This is a genomic window from Colwellia sp. Bg11-12, assembly GCF_014076955.1.
Classification (GTDB): domain Bacteria; phylum Pseudomonadota; class Gammaproteobacteria; order Enterobacterales; family Alteromonadaceae; genus Colwellia_A.
This window is the reverse complement of sequence record NZ_JACGUZ010000053.1, coordinates 1-21,024: the sequence shown is the minus strand read 5'-3', so window position 1 is coordinate 21,024 and position 21,024 is coordinate 1. Positions and strand designations below refer to the sequence as shown.

Below are 21,024 nucleotides of genomic sequence, written 5' to 3'. Positions count from 1 at the left end.
TAAGATGTTATGCGTGTTGCTTTAGCAATACGCATAAATAATTTCTAATTCACGCTGTGTCTTTTTTATCGTATTAACTTATTGTTAGTTGTTTTATTTTAGCTTCAGAAAAGAAGCGATATAAAACAGGCAAAACAAATAAGGTTAAAAAAGTTGCTGTAACCAGTCCGCCGACAATAACACTGGCAAGCGGGCGTTGTATTTCAGCACCAACCCCATCAGACATCATTATGGGGATTAAACCTAATGCAGAAGTCATTGCCGTCATTAAAACTGGGCGCAGTCGAGACGTCGCACCATCAAAGACCGCACTTGACGTTGTAAGACCTTCTTTAATACGTTGATTTATACTTTCGACCATCACCACACCATTGAGCACAGCAACACCAAATAGAGTAATAAAACCAACAGAGCTCGGTACAGATAAGTATTGCTCAGTTAGATAAAGTGAGAAAATACCACCAATAATAGCTAAGGGGACATTAACCAAAATAAGCATCGCTTGACCAACTGAGCCAAAAGCAAAATAAAGTAATAAAGCAATTAATGCCAGCGATAAAGGTACAACAAGTAACAGCCTTTGCTGTGCTCGTTGTTGATTCTTAAACTGACCACCAATAACTACCGAATAACCTGCAGGCAAATCCACTTTGTTTGCAATTGTTTTACGAATGTCAGCAACAACGCTGCCCATATCTCGGTCTTGTACATTTGCTTGAATAACAACACGACGTTGAACATCATCTCTGCGAACCTGTGGAGGGCCTGATTCAAATGCGATAGTGGCAATATCTCCCAAGCGCACCCAAGCTCCAGTAGGTGACTGTATACGAAGATCTGCAATGGCTTCAGGGCTATTTCTATATTTTTCTGCTAGTCGCACGTAAATATCATATCGCTCATTACCGTTGATAATCTGCCCAGCACTTACCCCTCCAATGCCATTTTTAACGACATCCATTACATCGCCGACAGATAAGCCAAAGCGAGAAAGTTGCTGTCTTTTAGGTTTTATTACCAATTGGGCTTCACCAGAAATTTGCTCTAAGGCTACATCTCTTGCTCCGTTAACCTGTTTGATTGCTGCTTCAATTTCTTGCCCTTTTTTAGCAAGTGTAGCTAATTCAGGGCCAAATAACTTAATCGCTAATTGTGCTTTTACACCCGACAGTAGCTCGTCGACACGTGTCGCTATTGGCTGTGAAAAGTTAAGCAGTAAGCCGGGAAATTGTGCCAGTTTCTCTGCCATTAAATTTTGCAGTTCAAAGCGATTTTCAGCACTGCTCCATTGTAATAGTGGTTTTAAACCGATATATATTTCGATGTTATTGACCGGCTCGGGATCGCCGCCTATTTCAGCACGGCCGATACGACTTAGTGCATATTCTACCTCAGGAAATTCCATTAGCTTTTTTTCCAGAATAGGCGCAACGGTTAATGCTGTTTCTAAACTTGAAGATGGTGCAAGTGTTACTCTAAGATTAATGGTGCCTTCTTCAAGTTCAGGTACAAACTCGGTACCTATTTGAGGCACTATTGATAAAGCCCACAAAAATAAGAGTATTGAAGTAACAACCACTGTTTTAGTGTGTCTCATTGCCACTTTTAGGCATTGTCGATACCCTTTGTCTATCGGTTTTAAAATAAAGCTCTCCCTTTGTTTTATGCCATTTCTAAACATAAAGCTTGCAAGGGCTGGTACCACTAAAATCGCCACCAAAATTGCTGAAATAACCGCTAAAATAATACTAATAGCCATAGGCTGAAAAAGCTTAGCTTCAACACCTTCAAAGCTAAAGAGGGGGGCAAATACCACCAAAATAATAGCAGCAGCAAAAAATACTGGACGTGCAACCTCTTTTCCTGCCTCTTTTAATCGCAGAGGAACCTCTTGTTCTGCACTATTCTTATTGAGTAAAGGATCTGCGCGGTTTAAATGTTTAAACATATTTTCAACCATCACCACAGACCCATCAACTAACATACCTATTGCCACCGCAATACCGCCTAGAGACATTAAATTAGCCGATAATCCCATCCAAGACATCACCATAAGCGCGATACCTACAGAAATGGGAATTGAAATTAATACTAAAAACGTTGCAGTTAAATTCATTAAAAATAAGGCGAGTATCACCGCAATAAAGATAAAGGCTAAGGCAAGTGCTTCAGCTACCGTATCAACCGCCTTTGTAATTAAATCTGCTTGGTCATAGAAAGGTTCAAAACGAACACCATTGGGCAGGGCTTGATTGATCATTGGAATGCGATCATTAATACCGTCAATCGTTGCTTTGGTATTTGCGCCAATACGTTTTAATACAATACCGGATACAACTTCACCTAAGCTTTCAATATTTCCTTGTTTATTTCTTCGCGTCATGGTGGCAGCGCCTTGACGAATTTCACTGCCTAAAGAAACCGTAGCAATATCTTCTATAGTGACCACAGTGCCTGACACCGTTTTAACTGGAACTTGTTTAATATCAGCTAAACCGGCTTCACCACTATTAAACCAACCTGTACCACGAATAACTAACTGCTCTTGTCCTCGGTTCATATACCAACCCCCAACATTAGCATTATTTCTATCGAGTGCTGTGACAATATCATCTTGTGTTAGCTGGTAAGAAAGTAACTTACTGGGTTCTATATTTACCTGATACTGCCTAACGCTACCACCAAAAGATAATACGTCGGTAACACCGTCAACGGGCATAACCAATAATTTAACTAACCAGTCGTTTAAACTTCTTAAGGTCATTGAGTCGTAACCTGAATCTTTATCTCCAATGAGCAAATACTGAAAGACCTGACCCAAGCCTGAAGTATTAGGCCCCATTGCAGGAGTACCCAAACCTTGTGGTATGAGCGCTTTAGCAGCTTGGAGTCGTTCAAAGACGAGTTGGCGAGCAAAATAGATATCGGTACCTTCTTTAAAAACAACGGTAACGCCAGAAAGACCTGTTTTTGAAATGGATCTTACTTGTTCTACATCAGGCAGTGCATACATTACTGCCTCAATAGGGTAGGTTATTAACTGCTCCACTTCTTCTGCGGCTAAGCCTGGAGCCTCGGTATTTACTGCGACCTGAACGTTGGTTACCTCTGGAAACGCATCAAGGTTTAGGTTTGGGATCACTATAATAGATCCTACCATCGTGGTGATGAGCGCGATGATCACCAGTAGTCGATTATCTATCGACCAATCAATTATTTTATTAAACATGGTCATACCCCTAATTAGTGGTTATGCGGATCAAATCCGCCTTTTGCTATTTCAGAAGCAACAAAAAATGCACCTTGGGTAACCACTCGTGTATTGGGGGCAATACCAATGATTTGACGGTAATTGCCTAAAGGTTGACCTAATTCAACTTCAACAGCCTCAAATTCACCGGGATTGTCTTCAACAAAGACAGTCCAATCGCCATCAGCTCCTCGCATTAATGCGGTTTCGGGCACCGCAATTACGGGGGTTAGCGTATCAAACTGGAAATTAACATTAACAAACATGCCTGAATGCAAAGTGTCATCTTTATTTTCGACCGACAATCTGACAATTCTGGTTCGGGTACTTGGGTCGATAGTGTGTGCTTCTTGGATCACTCGAGCATCATAACTTTGGCCAGCAAACTCTATTTCAGCAGATGTTCCTGCGGGTAAATTCAGCTTTTTGTTTGGCGAAACACGTGCTTCTACCCATAAGTTTTCTTCGTTAGCCAAAATCATAATTTTTTCACCGGGAGAAACTCGCTGTCCCTGTGCAAAATCATCACTTAATACGGCGCCAGCACGCTTTGCCACTAAGGTATATTCACCCAAATTTGATGAGTTATTTTTAGCAATATCTTCAATAGCTGTTTTCGTTAACCCAAATGCGGTTAAACGGCCGAAAGCTGCGATGTAATCAGTTTCACTTTTCAGTAAAAGACTTTCACTTACCGTACCTTTACCTAACTTGCTATTACGTTGCCATTCGCTATAGGTAACACGATAGTTTGCTTGCGCTTGTGCTACCGATTCACTAAATAAAGTGACCAATGGTTGGTCTTTTTCAACATGTTCACCCAAGATGGCATGACGACTTATGACTACCGACTCTGTTCGAGGCGATACAATATAACTGGTGTAACCATTCGCTTTTACTTCGCCAGGTGCATAGACGCTTCGAGCAAAAATTCTTGGGTTTAGGGTTGATACTTTAATATTCGCTAATGTTAACTGTTCAATGCTAAAACTAACTCCTTCTGTATGTGCTTCTTTGGTGCTATTAAACGCAAGTACATTGTTTGAAAAAGTTATCAAGCCATAAAATACAGTGCTCAGCAGGCTGAGCTTTATGACGTTATTAATAGAGTTGGTCATGGTTATCTCTTTATTTAAAAGTAAACGTTGCAACAAAACTAAATTTATTATTTAGTTCAAAAAAAATTGTTGCGGAAAATTTAGTACATTTAAATTAAGCGATGGGGGGGCGTATAGGTTGTTCTGTAAAGCTCTTATCTACATGAACAAGATAAAAGTATTGATTAGGGATTAATAGTTTAATGCTTTTAGAGAGTGTTCTATTGGTTAATAACCACTGAGTATGTGAACCTTGGCAATGCCCACAGTGATGACAATCTTTAACGTTATGCTGGTTTTCAGCAGTTTCTTGCAATGATTCGAGATAGTCAACTTCATGAGAATGTTTAGTTTGCAAATGTTGAGCGTCAAGTTGATGATTATCGTCTGAATTAGCCACAGCAACAAACGATTGCAATGCAATCGATAGTACTATTAAAAAGCCAAGCCAAATGTTTTTCATTTTTACTGCATTCTTCAATTTACAAATAGAGACCGGCGGATGCTAAGCTAAATCAAATTCTTAGTCAATAATTAGCGCATGGTCCGGAGGTGTTCAATCAGGTTTAATTATACCAAGGTATCAATATTTAGCGGCAATAGGGCTATTTTAAAATAAAAGCATAAATAGGAATATTATTGCGTGGTATCCTTTGGAATTACAATTTTTATTGGGTTAGAATGTAAGCAACTTTGTTTGAGGTATTTATATGTTCCAGTCAGAAAAAATAATAATAGCTGACGACCATCCCCTTTTTCGTCAAGCATTAACGTTGATGATTTCAGCTCATTTTAGCGATGTTGATGTACTTGAAGCCGAAGATGTTCATGATTTAGAGCGATCCTTAGCAGAGCATCAAGACGTTGGCTTATTATTACTCGATCTTAATATACCTGGAGCCCAAGGCTTTAATACATTAATCACTATGCGTGAACGTTATCCTCAAATGGCGGTGGTGGTGGTCTCTGGTTATGAAGAAAAAGAGATTATTACTAAAGCGATTGATCACGGCGCGGTTGGTTTTATCCCTAAATCAACTGATGTACCACAAATGCTTGCAGCACTGGAAATAATCTTGGCAGGAGGCCTTTGGACGCCAAACCTTGAAGAAAATAAAAACAATTTGCCTATTTCAGAAATAGGTAAGAAAATTGCCAGTTTAACTAACCAACAAAACCGTATCTTGAAAATGTTTTCTGATGGTTTACTCAATAAACAAATTGCTGCACAGCTTTCACTTTCAGAAGCTACAGTAAAATCGCATGCTAGTTCAATTTTTTTGAAGTTGGGTGTGAAAAGCCGAACTCAAGCAGTCATTATGCTCAACCAGAATAATCATCAGTCATTTTCAGCATCATTAGAATAATTTTGTTGTAATGCCTTAGTGAGCAGCGAACTCATCAAAGCTCTTAAGGCAATAGGCTTTATTAATTTTCTTAAGTAACTCATTCCTGCTGCTTGGCTTTTTTCTAAAACATCACTATCGGTAGTCGCCGTAATTAAAATGGCGGGCAACGGATAGTTTTTTATTTTTTGTAATTGCTTAAACAAACGAATACCGTCTTCATTATTATCTAATTGGTAATCGACCAAGACAATGTCAATACTGCTTTGATATCGTTTAAAAATAGCGGTAGCTTCTCTGGTATTCTTTGCACAAAAAACATTACATCTCCAAGCACTTAGTAATTTCTTCATTCCCTTAAGCACATCCGGATCATTATCGATACATAACACATTGGCACCTTCTAATGACACTTGCTTAATAGGCGGTTTTTTAGCAGTACGCTGTTTTATTGCTGAAGCAATGGGGAATGACAAACTGAAATTACAGCCATGCTCGGGCTGAGAAATTAACTGTACGCGAGTCGATAAAAGTTGAGTTAAACTTTGAGCAATATTAAGGCCTAAACCTAAACCTTTTACACCAACATGCTGGTTACTTTCTAGTTGAGTAAATTGTTCAAAAACAGTTTTCTGCTGCTCAAAGGGAATACCTGGTCCATTATCAATAACTTGAATAATGATGTTTTTGTCTTTTCGTCTACAACCCAGTAGTACTTTCCCTGGGCTCGCATAACGAAAAGCATTGGATAATAAATTTTGTAAAACTCTTCGTAATAATTTTGAATCACTATTAATCCACAAGGACGTTTGCACCCAATGAAACTCAATGTTTTGTTTTTTAGCTAAGGGTGAAAACTCACTGGCAATACTCGTAAAGACCTCATTAAGTGAAAGATGGCTTATATTAGGAACAATATTGCCACTTTCTATTCGGGTTATTTCGTTCAGATCTTTTAAGAGATTATTGGCTGTTTTAAGTGAGTTATCGATATAATTCACGCTTTCTTTTTCTTCTTTACTTAAATGAGAACTCATTGCTAAAGTTGATGAAAAAAGTCGTGCAGCAGATAACGGTTGCATTAAATCATGGCTGCAAGCTTTAAGATATTGGCTTTTTTTCAAATGTGCTTGCTCAGATTTTTGTCTTGCAATAGCAAGTTCTTTATTTCCTTGTTCCAGTTTTTTATAAGCATCTTCTAATTTTTTGGTTCGCTCTAAGACTAAACTTTCTAAATCAAGATTTTCCTCTTTAAGTAACTGCTCTGCTTTTTTATAAACAGTGATATCAGTAAATATCATTACAAAGCCACCATCAGGTATTGGGTTTCCTTCAATACGAATGATGTTGCCATTGGGTTGTATTCGTTCAACGCTGTGTTTACTGCCTTCTCTAAAAAATTGTAAGCGCCTTTCAACTTGCTGATTTAACGAATGGGCGTATTCAGGGCGACTTTTAAGATTAAAGTAAATGAGATCTTTGATAGGGCTACCGATATAAATAAGCTCTTCAGGGTAATTAAATAATGCTAGGTAAGGTTTATTCCAAGCGACCATATTCAGTTTGCTATCAATAACTGAGATACCTTCGTTGGTATTTTCTATCGCACTCGATAACACGCTACGACTAAATTCAATACGGTGGCTTGACGCACCCTCAACAATTTTTGCCACTTCATCTAGAGCCATATCTTTACCGGTAATGGCAAAAGAGATCACTAGGCGCGCTGAAGCTGAGCCCATAACTTTAGCTAAAGTATTTTCAATATGAAAAATTAGTGCTTCGTTATATATTTGTTTATTTGTTTTAAGTGGGTCGTATTTTTTATTAAATTCAGTAAAACACTGCGCAGACTTTTCACTACCCACAAACCTTGTTAACAACAAGGCTAACTCTTTTTGGTTTATTTTTCCATGGCTAAAATGAAGCCTCTCATTGATGTTTGGTCGTTCGATAAAGTGTTCAATCTGAGATTGCTCCTGGATAGTCGGTCGGCTAATTTTAGAGACCAGTATCAGTACAATTACATTAATGGTTAACCCTAATAACGTGGCTAACGTGGTACTCGATATTGACGCATCAGCAAAGGGATGAGCATAAAAGCCTAATTGAGGTAATAGGTTGAGTAAAAACCAAATCATAAACCCTGATGTTATTGCGAGTAATACAGCGTGCAAACTCACTTTTCGCCAATAAAACGTGGCAAAAAGTGGTGGGCCTATTTGTGCAATTGCACCAAAAGATACTTCGCCTAAAGAGGCTAAAGTACCAGGAGGTGCAGCAACAAACATACCGTAGCAAAGTAAGATTATAAATAAGACCAGTGCTTTACGTATCATTAGTAACTTATCTTTGAACTTTTTAAAGTCAGTTTGCTGAATGTTTGAGTGTTTGAATAATAAAGGAAAAACAACTTCATTACTGAGCATAGTGCTTAAGGCTATGGTTGAAATAATAACCATAGAACTGGCTGCTGAAACTGCGCCAAGGAATGAAAACAAGGTCAACCATAATTGACCTTGATAAGCAGGTAAAAATAATACGTAAGCTTCTGCATCAAGAGAGTCTCCGTAGAGCAATCTTCCGGATAAGCCAATTGGAATAGCAAAGAGTGCAAAAATGGCTACGTAACTAGGAAAGAGCCAGCGGCTGAGTTTAGTATGAGCTTGCTCTTTAAGTTCAACGACCATTACTTGAAATTGTCTTGGAAAACATAAAAAAGCAGACAGACCAATAACGAGCAGACCTAGCATAGAAACAAACTTTGAAAGCGTAAAGTGATGGGCAGGTTCAACGTTTTCTGTGGCTAGAGTCCAAATGGTAATCGGTGAGTCATAGAGGTAGAACGAAACAAAAAGGCCGATAGATAAAAAAGCAACCAGCTTAATAATCGACTCGAAAGCTATTGCCATCATCACCCCAGGGTGACGCTCAGTAACATCAATCGCTCTAATACCAAAAATAATAGTGAAGCCCGCTAAAATTAAGCTAACAATTAAGCCAAGTTGCCATAAAGATAAATATTGATCTTCTTGCAATATGGTATAAGAATGCACAATCGCTTTTAGCTGTAAGGCGATATAAGGTATGGTGCCAATTAAGGTAACAAACGTGACAAGTACGGCTAAACGTTGTGATTTTCCAAATCGAGAAGCGAGTAAATCAGCAATTGACGTGATATTTAATTGTAAGCTGACTTTAATCATCCGTTGAATAAAGGGCCAAGCAAATAAGAATAATAAAATCGGGGCGAGATAAACAGAAAGATAAGAAAACGAATAATTAGCAGTTTGTCCTGCCGTCCCCAAAAAACCCCAAGATGTACAATAGACCCCAAGCGATAACGCATAAACAATCGTGTGATATTTCGTTGCTATTTTATGCCGATAACGATCCCCTAAAAAGGCAATAATAAAAAGTAAACCAATATAACCAACACTTGTGATCACTAATTGCCAATTTGGAAACATACATCAATCTCATTAATTCTTCAGAAGTCATCTTATTTTGATGAGCTTGCAGATTTACAAATTATTCACGGTAAATCAATTGATTCCGACTTTTATTTAACTAATCTTACTGTAAATCGATTAAAGCTAAGATACTAATACCAAAGACTTAATACTAAAGTATTACAACTTTAGAGCTAATACTTATTGCCAATTGTTACATGCTGTTTTTTTAGTGATATTTGTTTCAGACACATAACACTTATAAAAATTACTTGGGGAATTGGTCAATGAAAACTCAAAAGAATAAAAAACTATTACTCGCCACCTTATTGGGTTCTTTAGCTGCTGGCTCAGCAAATGCAGCTTATGAATTTAAACTAACAGATACCGATAAAGTTACTCTGGGTGGCTATATTAAAGTTGATGCTCGCTATGTTAATGGTGATGTTGCGTATCGAGACTTTTGGGTTGGAGCAGGAGCGCCGCTTACTGATAGTCAATCTCAATTTAAAATGAATGCTAATGAATCTCGCTTTAATCTTAAATATTCACATGGTGATGTCACGGGCTTTCTTGAAATGGATTTTTTAGGGGGCGGGGGTGATCAACGTTGGTCAAACTCTTCTCATAATCGTCTTCGTCATGCTTTTATCAGTTATAAAAACGTATTAGCGGGTCAAACATGGTCAACGTTCATGAATACGAGTGCTTTGGCCGAAACCGCTGATTTTGCTGGCGCCACCATTGGTATAGTTTTCGTTCGTCAAACCCAAATACGTTATACCCAAGGTAACTTTCAAGTCTCTATAGAAAATCCTGAGTCTTGGGGGGGCGATGCTTCACAAGATGATAAACCTGATGTTGTTGCCCGATATAACCTTAAAGGTGATTGGGGTAACGTCTCTTTTTCAGGTTTGGCACGTAGCTTAACAACCTCTTTAGGTAACTCAGAAAGTGCTTTTGGCGCATCAATTGCCGGTCGTATTAAAACAGTTGGTAAAGATGATTTACGCTTTCAAGTTCACAAAGGTGAGCTTGGGCGTTATGTCGGTTTAGCATTTGCGCCAGATCTTAATAATGACAAGATAGAAGATACGACTTCTTATCTTGTCGCTTACCGTCATTTTTGGGATGAAAGTTTACGTTCAACAGCAATGTATGGGCATGCTGAAGCTGATGTGTCTGGTGCTGAACGTAGCCAATGGAGTGTTAACTTATTCACTAATTTCACTAAGGAGTTAGCGGTAGGTGTTGAAGTCGGAAACTTCTCTATGGACGAAATCAATAAAGACTCAGATTACCTGCAATTATCATTCAAATACACCTTGTAAAAAGTAATAACGTTATAGCTAACTCGTGATAAAGCGGTTAGCTAGTTTTACGCAAGTCTATTAAAAATAGGATCTTTATTTTGCTCAGTGCTAAATACCAGATCACCTTTTATTTTAGTGGTTACGCTTTCATTATTTTTTGAAAAAACGGCTAAAGACAATAATTATCTATCAGGAGTGTGAGTATGTCTGAACCAATACTCAAAATTGATCAAATATCATTAGCTTTCGGTGGTGTTAAAGCACTTACTGATGTCAGCTTCGAAGTTTCACGAGGCGCTATCTTTTCTATTATCGGCCCAAATGGGGCGGGTAAAACTTCAATGCTAAATTGTATCTCAGGGCGCTACCGTCCAAACAGTGGTTCTATTGCTTTCAATAATCAAGAAGTTACTCACTTACGTCCTAATGACCGTGCTGATTTAGGTATGGGTCGTACTTTTCAAAATTTAGCCTTATTTGGGCATATGTCAGTGTTAGACAATATTATGGTGGGTCGTCACCACTTGTTGAAAAACAACTGGATCACGGGTCCTCTCTATTGGGCATCTAAAGCACAAAAAGAAGAACTAGAACATCGACGTTATGTTGAAGAGATTATTGATTTTTTAGAAATATCACATATCAGAAAATCAGTCGCGGGCACTTTATCTTATGGCCTTAGAAAACGGGTAGAACTTGCTCGAGCGATGGCGCTGAACCCGCAACTCATTTTACTTGATGAGCCTATGGCGGGCATGAACTTAGAAGAGAAAGAAGATATGGCGCGCTATATCTTAGATCTTAACGAAGAGTTTGGCATTACCGTTGTGATGATAGAGCACGATATGGGCGTGGTTATGGATATTTCTCATGAAGTGATGGTACTCGACTTTGGTAAAAAATTGATGTGCGGTTTACCCGAAGAAGTGATGGCGAATGAACATGTAAAACGTGCTTACTTAGGCGTTGAAGATGATGCTGAACTCGAAGACTTACAAGGAGTTGGCTAATGAGTATAACCAATAATTTTGATATGGGTGCACTCGATACTTTCCCAAAAATACTTCGAGAAAATGCAAAGAATTGGCCCAATGATATTGCCATGCGAGAAAAAGAGTTTGGTATCTGGAATGAATTTAGTTGGGTTGATTACCAAAATCGCGTGAAGTGGTTAGCGATTGCCTTGGGTGAACGTGGTATTAAAGCCGGTGACGCGATTGCTTTACTGGGTGACAATCGCCCTGAATGGGTCTGGGGTGAAATCGCTGCACACGCGATGAGTTGTTATTCCATTGGTATTTTCCAAGACTCGCTTCATGAAGAAGTGATTTATCTGCTCAATAAAAGTAATGCGACCGTGGTTATCGCCGAAGATGAAGAGCAATGCGATAAGCTTTTAGAGCTTGGTGATGGCATACCTGATGTGAAATGTATTGTTTATTGTGATCCGCGAGGTATGCGTAAATATAACGATCCTCGGTTAGTCAGTATCGAAGACATCTACAAACAAGGTCAGACAATAGACCAAGCATCACCGGATAAATATGAAGCACTCGTTAACGCTACGAAAGCTGAAAACACCGCTATATATTGCACCACTTCTGGTACTACGTCTAAGCCTAAAATTGCCTTGTTGGCGGGCGGTAATTTTGTCAAACATTGTTCATCGTATCTACGCGCTGACCCTCGTCAGCCCGGTGATAACTATGTTTCAGTCCTGCCCTTACCTTGGATCATGGAGCAGGTTTATGCGGTAGGTCAGGCATTAATTGCTCGCCAAATTGTGAACTTTGTTGAGCAGCAAGAAACATTAATGGCAGACCTTCGCGAAATAGGCCCAAGCTTTGTTTTACTGGCGCCTAGAGTTTGGGAAGGTATTTTAGCGGACGTGACTTCAAGAATGATGGACTCTACACCGTTAAAACAAAAGCTCTTTAATTACGCGATGAAGTTAGCCGAAAGCGCGCAAGCAAAAGGAGAGAAGTCTTGGTTGGCCGACGTACTATTAATGAAAGCGCTCCGTGACCGTTTAGGTTTTACCTTCTTAAAATCTGCTGCAACAGGTGGCGCTGCTATGGGACCTGACACCTTTAGATTTTTCCAAACGATTGGAGTGCCGCTTCGTCAACTTTATGGGCAAACTGAATTGTGTGGCGCTTATACGGTACATCAAGAAAATGACATTGATTATGACAGCGTCGGTGTTGCTTTTGATTGCGCTGATGTAAAAATAATTAATGAAGATGCTCAAGGTATTGGCGAAGTCCTCGGCAAAACAATTGGTATGTTTACGGGTTACATTGATAACCAAAAAGCATACGACGATGACGTAAAAGATGGTTGGATGCACACGGGTGATGCTGGCTATTTTAAACCATCAGGCCACCTGGTTATTATTGACCGAATTAAAGATTTAGCCAAAACCAGCAATGGTAACCAATACTCTCCGCAATATATTGAAAACAAGTTGAAATTTTCATCTTTTATTGGCGAAGCGGTTATTTTGGGTAAAGACAAACCTTACCTGTCGGCGATGATTTGTATACGTTTTAGTATCGTTTCTAAGTGGGCTGAGCAACAAGGTTTATCTTTTACCAACTACACCAGTTTGTCTGCGTTACCAGAAGTTTATCAAAAGCTAACTGAAGAAGTTTCGAAGGTTAATGAGACACTACCCGATGCACAAAAAATTAATAAATTCTTATTACTTTACAAAGAACTTGATGCCGACGATGGCGAGTTAACTCGTACTCGAAAAGTTAGGCGTTCAGTCATTGCTGACAAGTATGGCGACATCATTAGCTCTATCTATGATGACCAAGAATATGTTGATGTTGATACGGTGATCACCTTCCAAGATGGCGGTAAAACGCGTATCCAAACTCAATTAAAAGTCGCAACATTATCTAATAAAAACAATGTCTGCGCCCCATCTGCACATGAACAGAGGAAAGCATCATGAATTTTGAACTTCTATTTCAGTTAATTACTAATGGCCTGATTGTCGGTTTGTTATATGGCGTCGTCGCGATGTGTTTTGTGCTGGTTTATAAATCAACACAAATAGTTAACTTTGCTCAAGGTGAATTTTTACTGATTGGTGCTTGGGTGTGTTGGGCATTTTTAATTTACATGGAACTGCCCTTTATCGTTGGGTTCTTCTTAACGTTATTTTTTATGGCAGGTTTTGGTGTGTTGCTGCAAATGATTGTGCTTAGACCAATGATCGGTGAGCCCATTATCTCAGTCATTATGATCACCATAGGTTTGTCGATGTTCTTTCAAGCGTTAATGAAATGGATTTTTGGCTTAAATCCACAAAGTTACCCGCAGGTCTTTGAAAAGCAAAGTATCGAAATATTTGGTTTAAATGTAGAAGTAGCTTATTTGCTGAGTACCGGTATTGCTTTATTTGTGATGTTGGCGTTCTTCTTTTTCTTCAAATATTCAAAACATGGTTTAGCGATGCGAGCGACCGCTTTTGATCAACAAGTTGCTCAAAGTTTGGGTATATCAGTAAAAAGCGTCTTTGCGATGAGCTGGGGAATTGCCGCTACGGTGTCAGCAACTGCCGGTATTGTTATTGGCTTAGTCAACGGTGTTTCAGATTCGTTATCTATTATGGGTATTAAGGTTTTTCCAGCGGTAATTCTTGGTGGGCTTGACTCTATTGTTGGTGCCATCGTTGGTGGATTGTTTATTGGTGTTTTAGAAAATGTTGCTGAGTTCTTTGACAGTCAATATTTCCATATTGGCAACATGTACGACATCGCTCCTTTTTATGTGTTGTTAATTATCTTGTGGTTTAAACCCTACGGTTTATTCGGCACAAAAGATATTGAACGCATATAGCCATTGATAGAATTATTCATTAATGAGTTGTTACTTGCAGTTAAATAGAGCACTCATTGATCAAACCAGTTTAAGGAGCAAATTATGTCGAGTTTAACGATGCGCCCGTGCGGAGATTTTCGCACGAGCTATAAACAAGATAATACTATTTTCGAAACAAAAAATATTAGAATTATGGCGATTATCGCTGTCGCGTTTTTAATTACAGTACCGCTATTTTTTGATGGTTATATTTTAAGTCTACTGATCCAAATGTCGTACTTAGGCATTGCAGCACTCGGGCTAAATATTTTGGTTGGTTATACCGGGCAAATATCTTTAGGCCATGGTGCGTTCTTTGGTTTTGGTGCATTTGCATCAGCCTGGCTAAATATGTCAATGGAGATCCCCGTTTTTCTCTGCATACCTTTAGCTGGGTTTTTAACGATGGCGGTGGGCATGATGTTTGGTATGCCCGCAGCAAGAATTAAAGGTTTATATCTTGCGATAGCAACGTTGTCTGCTCAGTTTATTCTTCAAGATTTCTTTGCTCGAGCTGATTGGTTTTCTGGAGGGTCTTCAGGTTCAATGGCAGAGCCTGTTAATTTATTTGGTTACGCTTTTGATACCGACCAAAGCTTTTATTACATCGCTTTATTTGCTTTTGTCTTTATGTTTATTTGGGGCTGCAATTTAATAAGAAGTCGAGATGGTCGAGCTTTTGTTGCGGTACGCGACCATTATTTGTCAGCTGAAATAATGGGCGTTAAATTGAATAAATATCGTTTGTTGTCATTTGGTATATCGTCTTTTTATGCAGGTATTGGTGGTGCGTTATATGCTCACTATTTGGGTTATGTGTCGGCTGAAGGCTTCACTATTTTTCTTTCCATTCAATTTTTAGCGATGATCATTATCGGCGGCTTAGGTTCAGTGAAAGGCACCATGATGGGGGTGATTTTTATGGTGTTATTACCTGAGTTTCTTGCTGGTGGGGTTGGCATGATGAAAGAAACCACTTGGGGAAATATTCCTATGGTGATTGATGGTTTAGCTTTCATTAAAGAAATGGCTATTGGTTTAGTGATTATCTTGTTCTTAATCTTCGAGCCTGAAGGTTTAGCGCATCGCTGGGCTCAAATTAAAAATTACTGGAAATTTTACCCTTTTGCTTATTAAAGCTAAGTATCAGGGAGAATAAAAAGCCAGTGAGATTTACTTGCTGGCTCAATAAACTAAAAAATAATAATGGCAACTACATTAACTGTATCAGCCAATCACATTACAAAAGGATTATTACCATGCAGAAAAAACTATTAGTGCGTTCAATTATTACGTGTGCGGTATTAGGAGCAAGTGGACAAGCAATGTCAGAAGATTCAGTATTTGTGGGGCATTTGGCTGATATGTCTGGACCAACCGCTTTTGTAGGTAAAGTGTATGCTGACGGTGTACGTGATTCATTGGCCTATATTAATGAGCATGGCGGCATAAAAGGGACCAAGCTTGAATTTGAAACCGTTGATTATGCTTATAAAGTGCCACAAGCCATTTCTAATTATAAAAAGTGGAAGTCGCGTAAACAAATGGTCGCGATGCAAGGTTGGGGTACTGCTGACACCGAAGCGTTAATATCTTTTGTCGCTAAAGACAAAGTCCCTGTTTTTTCAGCCTCTTATTCTGGACATTTAACTGACCCAACGGGCAAAAATCCAGAGACTAAAAAGCCAGCACCTTATAATTTTTTCTATGGCGCTTCATACTCAGACGCTTGTCGGGGATTAGTGCAATGGGCAGCACAAGATTGGAAAACAAAAGGTAGTTCAGGCAAACCTAAATTTACCCATATTGGTGCTAATCATCCTTATCCTAATGCGCCCAAAGCCGCTTGTGCAGAATATGCGACAGAGCTGGGCTTTGATGTGCAACCACCGGTTGTTGTTTCAATGAAACCCGGTGACTTTAAAGCGCAATGTCTGAGTTTAAAGAGCTCTGAATCTAATTATGGCTACATAGGTAACTTAGGGGGGTCAGTTCAATCCTTGATTAAATCATGTAATACCATAGGCACAGACATTCAATTTATGTCGAATATTTGGGGAGGCGATAAACAAGTTTTCCAAGCAGCAGGACCTGGTATTAAAGATTATATCTTCCCCACCATGACACCTTTTTGGACCGACGACGTCCCAGGTATGAAATTAGTACGTGAAATTTCAAAAATGTCTGATGAGTCAGGAAATGAGTCACGTTCACATCACTATATGCGCGGTGTTTGCTCTGCTTACTTTATGAAAGAAGCAATGGAGTGGGCGAAAGATAATGGCGGCATTACCGGCGAAAATATTAAAAAAGGCATGTACGCAAATACTGACTGGGTTCCAAAAGGTTTAGAGGGCGTTTGTTTAGCCGCTAACTGGACCAATGAAGATCACCGAGGCGTTAACCAAGTAAACATCTATAAAGGTAATTATAACGGCGGAGATATAAAAATTGAAAAAGTGACATCGGTTACTTTAGAACGTCGTGATGACTGGTTAGGTTACTAATCTTCATTCGTTTTTATTTATTTTAGCCTCATAAAAGCAGGGAACAATTGAGCACCTGCCTTTATGAAGTTTTATGGAGTATTTATGTCACAAGCTGCAGTTAAAATAGCAACAGCTAAACCGCTATTGTCAGTGAATAATATTGAAGTTGTTTACGATGACGTTATTCAAGTCTTACGCGGAGTTTCGTTAGAAGTTCCTGAGGGGGACATCGTCACTTTATTGGGGCCAAATGGTGCTGGTAAATCGACCACTTTAAAAGCGATTTCAGGTTTGTTGAAAAGTGAAAAAGGTGAAGTTACTCGCGGCGACATTACCTTTATGGGGGAGCGTATTGACAGTAAAAATGCTGAAGACGTAGTGCGCAGTGGTCTGTTTCAGGTAATGGAAGGCCGACGTATTATTGAAGATATGACGTCACTTGAAAACCTAAAATTAGGCGCTTACACCCGCAATGACAAAAAAATTAATCAAGATATCGAAATGGTCTATAACTATTTTCCCCGCTTAAAAGAACGTACCGGATTAGCCGGTTATTTGTCAGGAGGTGAGCAACAAATGCTAGCGATAGGGCGAGCATTAATGGCGCGTCCTAAAATGATCTGTCTTGATGAACCTTCCATGGGCTTGTCGCCACTTTTAGTGAAAGAAGTGTTCGATATTATTGGCAAAATTAATCGTGATCAAGGTATTACTATGCTGCTGGTTGAGCAAAATGCCAATTACGCAATCAAAGCAGCAGACTATGGCTACATTATGGAGTCAGGAAAAATAGTGCTTGATGGCACGCAAGGTCAATTGCTAAATAATGAAGATGTAAAAGAATTCTACTTAGGCGGTGGTAATGAAAACCGTAAAAGCTTTAAGAATCTTAAGTCTTATAAGCGTCGTAAACGGTGGTTGTGATTTTTGAATAATAGACCCGCAAATAATATTAAGGAATGAACAACGACATGAATAGCTTTTATGATGACAAAGAACACCAAAGTGAACAGCAGCGAGAAAACACATTATTTGCGCAATTACCCACGCAACTTCTGTTTGCTCAAAATCAATGCTCGTATTACCAAGACAAGCTAGCTGACATTACTCTTGAAAAAATAAGCTCTAGGGCTTTACTTGCTTCATTGCCGATAATGCATAAATCAGACTTAATTGCTTTGCAACAAGCACAACCTATTTTTGCGGGTCTAGATGCTAAGTCAGCCAATATTGGACGAATTTTTCAATCACCAGGACCAATAAACGATCCAGAAGGTGAGGGTAATGATTGGTGGCGAATGGGGCGCGCCTTTTATGCGGCTGGCTTTCGCACGGGAGACCGTATACAAAACTGCCTGTCTTATCACCTTACGCCGGGTGGTTTTATTATGGACTCGGGCGCGAAAGCTTGTGGCTGTGCCGTTATACCCGCAGGGCCAGGACAAACCGAACAGCAACTTGAGGTCATTGAAAATTTAAAGCCCTCAGGCTATTGCGGCACACCCTCATTTTTGAAAATATTATTAGATAAAGCTCAACAACAAAATAGAGATATCTCTAGTATCTCTAGAGCGTTAGTAACGGGTGAGGCTTTACCCGAGGGCTTGCGAAGTGAATTACAAGCACGAGGCGTTGAAACTTTACAAGCCTACGCCTCAGCAGATGTGGGTTTAATTGCTTATGAAAGTGCGCAGTCTGATGGCTTAATCATTGCTGAAGATATTATTGTTGAGATTGTTAGACCGGGCACAACAGAGCCTGTGCCTGATGGTGAAGTGGGTGAAGTGGTCATCACTAATTTTAATAAAGATTACCCACTCATTCGTTTTGCAACCGGTGATTTGTCAGCCATAAAAGTAGGAATCAGTACCTGTGGTCGCACCAATAAACGTATTAAAGGCTGGTTAGGCCGTGCTGATCAAACCGCTAAAATAAAAGGGATGTTTGTACATCCTATTCAAATTGAACGAGTACGCCAAGCCCATACTGAAATTGCTAAGGTTCGTTTGTTGATCACCAGTGAAAACTTTAATGACAGTATGCTTTTACAATGTGAAATTAACCATGAAAACTATTCGATTGAGCAAGCAGCCGCGCTGGTATTAGCTATTTCGTTAAGCCTAAAGTCTATTACCAAATTATCAGGTAATGTGGAATTATTACCACTAAAGCAATTAAAAGATGATGGCAAAGTTATTGATGATTTGAGAACGCTCTCTTAATTTAAGGAATAAATATGAACAGCAAAGCATTTCAAGCGTGTTACCCAGACGATTTAAGTCATTGTTATGGTTGTGGCACCAATAACCCCGAGGGGCATCAGTTAAAAAGTTATTGGTCTGGTGAGAAAACAATTGCTCATTTTACCCCTGAGCCTTACCACACAGCGATCCCTGGTTTTGTTTATGGTGGTCTAATTGCGTCATTAATTGATTGTCACGGCACAGGAAGTGCCTCTGCCATGGCGTATCAGTGTGAAGATCGAGAAATGGGCAGCTCTCCTGCGCTACGTTTTGTTACTGCTGCGCTGAATATTAATTATCTAGCGCCAACGCCTCAGGCGGTTGAACTTGAACTAATAGGCACATTTGTTGAAGTAAAAGAACGAAAAATAATCGTAGAAGTTACTGTCTCAGCTAAGGGGGTTACTTGTGCAAAAGGGACGGTGATCGCTGTAAAAATGCCCACAACTATGGCGGTAAAGTGATGAGTGACTCAGCACAGCCCTATGTTTTATCCCGGATGTCAGGTCGAGTGCTATGGCTAACATTAAATAGACCTGAAGCAAGAAATCCACTTTCTTCAGCCATGATCTCGGCACTGAAATCGTCAATAACCTTAGCGAACAATGACCGTGAAGTAAAAGTTATTGTGATCACCGGCTCTGGTAAAGTATTTTCGGCAGGTCATGACTTAAAAGAAATGAGTGGTAGAACGTTAGATGACCCGTTAACGCGCGAACAGCGTGTTAACGACGTTTTAAATAGCTGTGCAGACATGATGATGTCATTAGTAAAATCACCCAAAGCAATTATTGCTTGTGTGCAAGCCACTGCAACCGCAGCTGGATGTCAGTTAGTGTCAATGTGTGACTTAGCGATTGCCAGTGAAAATGCTAAGTTTTGTACCCCAGGCGTTAATATTGGTACTTTTTGTAGTACACCTTTGGTAGGCATAGGAAGAAATATTCACCGCAAACATGCTATGGAATTAGCGTTAACGGGCGATCTTTTTTCAGCAGCAGACGCGGTACGTTTTGGTTTACTTAATCGTGCTGTACCTACTGATTTTCTAATGGAAGAAACAGAAAAGCTGGCACAAAAAATTGCCAGTAAATCTGCTATCGGTATAAAAGCGGGTAAAGACGCTTTTTATCAGCAACTAGAAATGCCAATTGAAGCTGCTTTCGCTCATGCTGGCGCAAGCATGGTTGCAGCGATGCTTTCAGAGGAATGTGAGGAAGGTGTTTGTGCTTTTTTTGATAAACGTGAACCACAGTGGGGAGATCTCTGAAACGTATATGTGAATGCGTGAAGAAATAATATATTTTTATTGATTATTTAATGCTTGTTTATTAAACAGTAATGATTAATGAACAGCTTAATCGTATAAATATTTGTCATTTAACTCATTGTGCTTTCTGAGCGTCCTTCGCCACTCAATATCGGTTGTATCTATTGATATAAGTAACCCTTTTTATGTTTAAATCAATAACGTGTTCAAGCTACCTTTAAGCTATTATCACGACAAAAGTACTTGTATATATTTTTACTGCTACTTACTGGTTTTATCTACATTAAGCTATGAAATTATTAGTTTTAATTTAAATAAACCTCATTAGAATAATCTCTTAATCTATTTATTTACTCCCTTATATTCTATTAAATGAGACTATTATTTCTCCGTTATTCTGGCTGACTTATTCACTTATTAAATAATTGCGACGAATTACTGATGTAACTTGTTATTAATAATGTTGAACAGCGATTTTACAATTTTAGTGCAAATAAAGCTGTACACCACTAATGAATATTATGGTCATGCCTCATATATAAAGCGTCTTATGCTTTATTGGCATGACTCGCTATTGCAAAAGACCTCAAATTGGATGAGGTTTTTATTTACAGCCCACTTGATAACGTTGAATATTTTAGAAACTTTAACTTTATCAGTGCAGGGGCCGTTTTTATGGAGGCAGGCATGC

General features: G+C 39.1%; 15 protein-coding genes. 11 read left to right on the top strand and 4 right to left on the bottom strand.

The window, feature by feature from the left end; genetic code table 11:
- Positions 1 to 73 precede the first annotated feature (73 nt).
- From H4J39_RS03755 to H4J39_RS03745, 3 genes are all read right to left on the bottom strand, one after another.
- Positions 74 to 3,229 carry an efflux RND transporter permease subunit gene (locus tag H4J39_RS03755; RefSeq protein ID WP_182226063.1) on the bottom strand — a complete coding sequence of 1,052 codons (3,156 nt, stop codon included), beginning with the start codon at positions 3,227 to 3,229 and terminating at the stop codon, positions 74 to 76.
- A 14-nt stretch (positions 3,230 to 3,243) separates the two neighbouring features.
- Positions 3,244 to 4,368, bottom strand: a complete 1,125-nt coding sequence (locus H4J39_RS03750; RefSeq protein ID WP_220462117.1) for an efflux RND transporter periplasmic adaptor subunit — start codon at positions 4,366 to 4,368, stop codon at positions 3,244 to 3,246.
- A gap of 94 nt (positions 4,369 to 4,462) precedes the next feature.
- A complete protein-coding gene (locus H4J39_RS03745) occupies positions 4,463 to 4,810 on the bottom strand; it encodes a DUF2946 domain-containing protein (RefSeq protein ID WP_182226062.1) in 348 nt (115 codons plus the stop codon).
- A gap of 247 nt (positions 4,811 to 5,057) precedes the next feature.
- Between H4J39_RS03745 and H4J39_RS03740 the strand changes: the two genes are divergently transcribed.
- The gene (locus H4J39_RS03740; protein WP_182226061.1) at positions 5,058 to 5,714 is read left to right on the top strand and encodes a response regulator transcription factor; all 657 of its coding nucleotides are present in this window, start codon (positions 5,058 to 5,060) and stop codon (positions 5,712 to 5,714) included.
- Here H4J39_RS03740 and H4J39_RS03735 read toward each other — a convergent pair.
- Complete coding sequence (locus H4J39_RS03735) at positions 5,687 to 9,163, bottom strand: PAS-domain containing protein (protein ID WP_182226060.1); 3,477 nt, start codon at positions 9,161 to 9,163, stop codon at positions 5,687 to 5,689. The two genes, H4J39_RS03740 and H4J39_RS03735, sit on opposite strands and share 28 nt — an antisense overlap.
- Positions 9,164 to 9,432: 269 nt before the next feature.
- On the opposite strand from H4J39_RS03735, the gene H4J39_RS03730 reads away from it, so the two are divergent.
- The 10 genes from H4J39_RS03730 to H4J39_RS03685 all read left to right on the top strand — a co-directional run bounded on the left by H4J39_RS03730 (position 9,433) and on the right by H4J39_RS03685 (position 20,333).
- Entirely contained in the window at positions 9,433 to 10,476 is a 1,044-nt protein-coding gene (locus tag H4J39_RS03730; protein ID WP_182226059.1) for a DcaP family trimeric outer membrane transporter, read from the top strand.
- A gap of 185 nt (positions 10,477 to 10,661) precedes the next feature.
- The gene (locus H4J39_RS03725; RefSeq protein ID WP_182226058.1) at positions 10,662 to 11,468 is read left to right on the top strand and encodes an ABC transporter ATP-binding protein; all 807 of its coding nucleotides are present in this window, start codon (positions 10,662 to 10,664) and stop codon (positions 11,466 to 11,468) included.
- Positions 11,468 to 13,420 (top strand): long-chain fatty acid--CoA ligase, encoded by a 1,953-nt coding sequence (locus H4J39_RS03720; RefSeq protein ID WP_182226057.1) that lies wholly within the window; start codon positions 11,468 to 11,470, stop codon positions 13,418 to 13,420. Before H4J39_RS03725 ends, H4J39_RS03720 begins: the two co-directional genes overlap by 1 nt.
- Complete coding sequence (locus H4J39_RS03715) at positions 13,417 to 14,310, top strand: branched-chain amino acid ABC transporter permease (protein ID WP_182216630.1); 894 nt, start codon at positions 13,417 to 13,419, stop codon at positions 14,308 to 14,310. The genes H4J39_RS03720 and H4J39_RS03715 overlap by 4 nt, the downstream gene beginning before the upstream one ends.
- 84 nt (positions 14,311 to 14,394) lie before the next feature.
- On the top strand, positions 14,395 to 15,468 hold the full coding sequence (locus tag H4J39_RS03710) for a branched-chain amino acid ABC transporter permease (protein ID WP_182216632.1): 1,074 nt from the start codon (positions 14,395 to 14,397) through the stop codon (positions 15,466 to 15,468).
- Between the two features lie 122 nt (positions 15,469 to 15,590).
- Entirely contained in the window at positions 15,591 to 16,838 is a 1,248-nt protein-coding gene (locus H4J39_RS03705; RefSeq protein WP_182226056.1) for an ABC transporter substrate-binding protein, read from the top strand.
- Positions 16,839 to 16,922: 84 nt separating this feature from the next.
- Complete coding sequence (locus H4J39_RS03700) at positions 16,923 to 17,744, top strand: ABC transporter ATP-binding protein (protein ID WP_182226055.1); 822 nt, start codon at positions 16,923 to 16,925, stop codon at positions 17,742 to 17,744.
- Positions 17,745 to 17,791: 47 nt separating this feature from the next.
- Positions 17,792 to 19,042, top strand: coding sequence for a phenylacetate--CoA ligase family protein (locus H4J39_RS03695; protein ID WP_182226054.1), 1,251 nt, complete (start codon positions 17,792 to 17,794; stop codon positions 19,040 to 19,042).
- 14 nt (positions 19,043 to 19,056) lie between these two features.
- Positions 19,057 to 19,527 carry a PaaI family thioesterase gene (locus H4J39_RS03690; protein ID WP_182226053.1) on the top strand — a complete coding sequence of 157 codons (471 nt, stop codon included), beginning with the start codon at positions 19,057 to 19,059 and terminating at the stop codon, positions 19,525 to 19,527.
- A complete protein-coding gene (locus tag H4J39_RS03685; RefSeq protein WP_182226052.1) occupies positions 19,527 to 20,333 on the top strand; it encodes an enoyl-CoA hydratase in 807 nt (268 codons plus the stop codon). The genes H4J39_RS03690 and H4J39_RS03685 overlap by 1 nt, the downstream gene beginning before the upstream one ends.
- Positions 20,334 to 21,024: the final 691 nt, after the last annotated feature.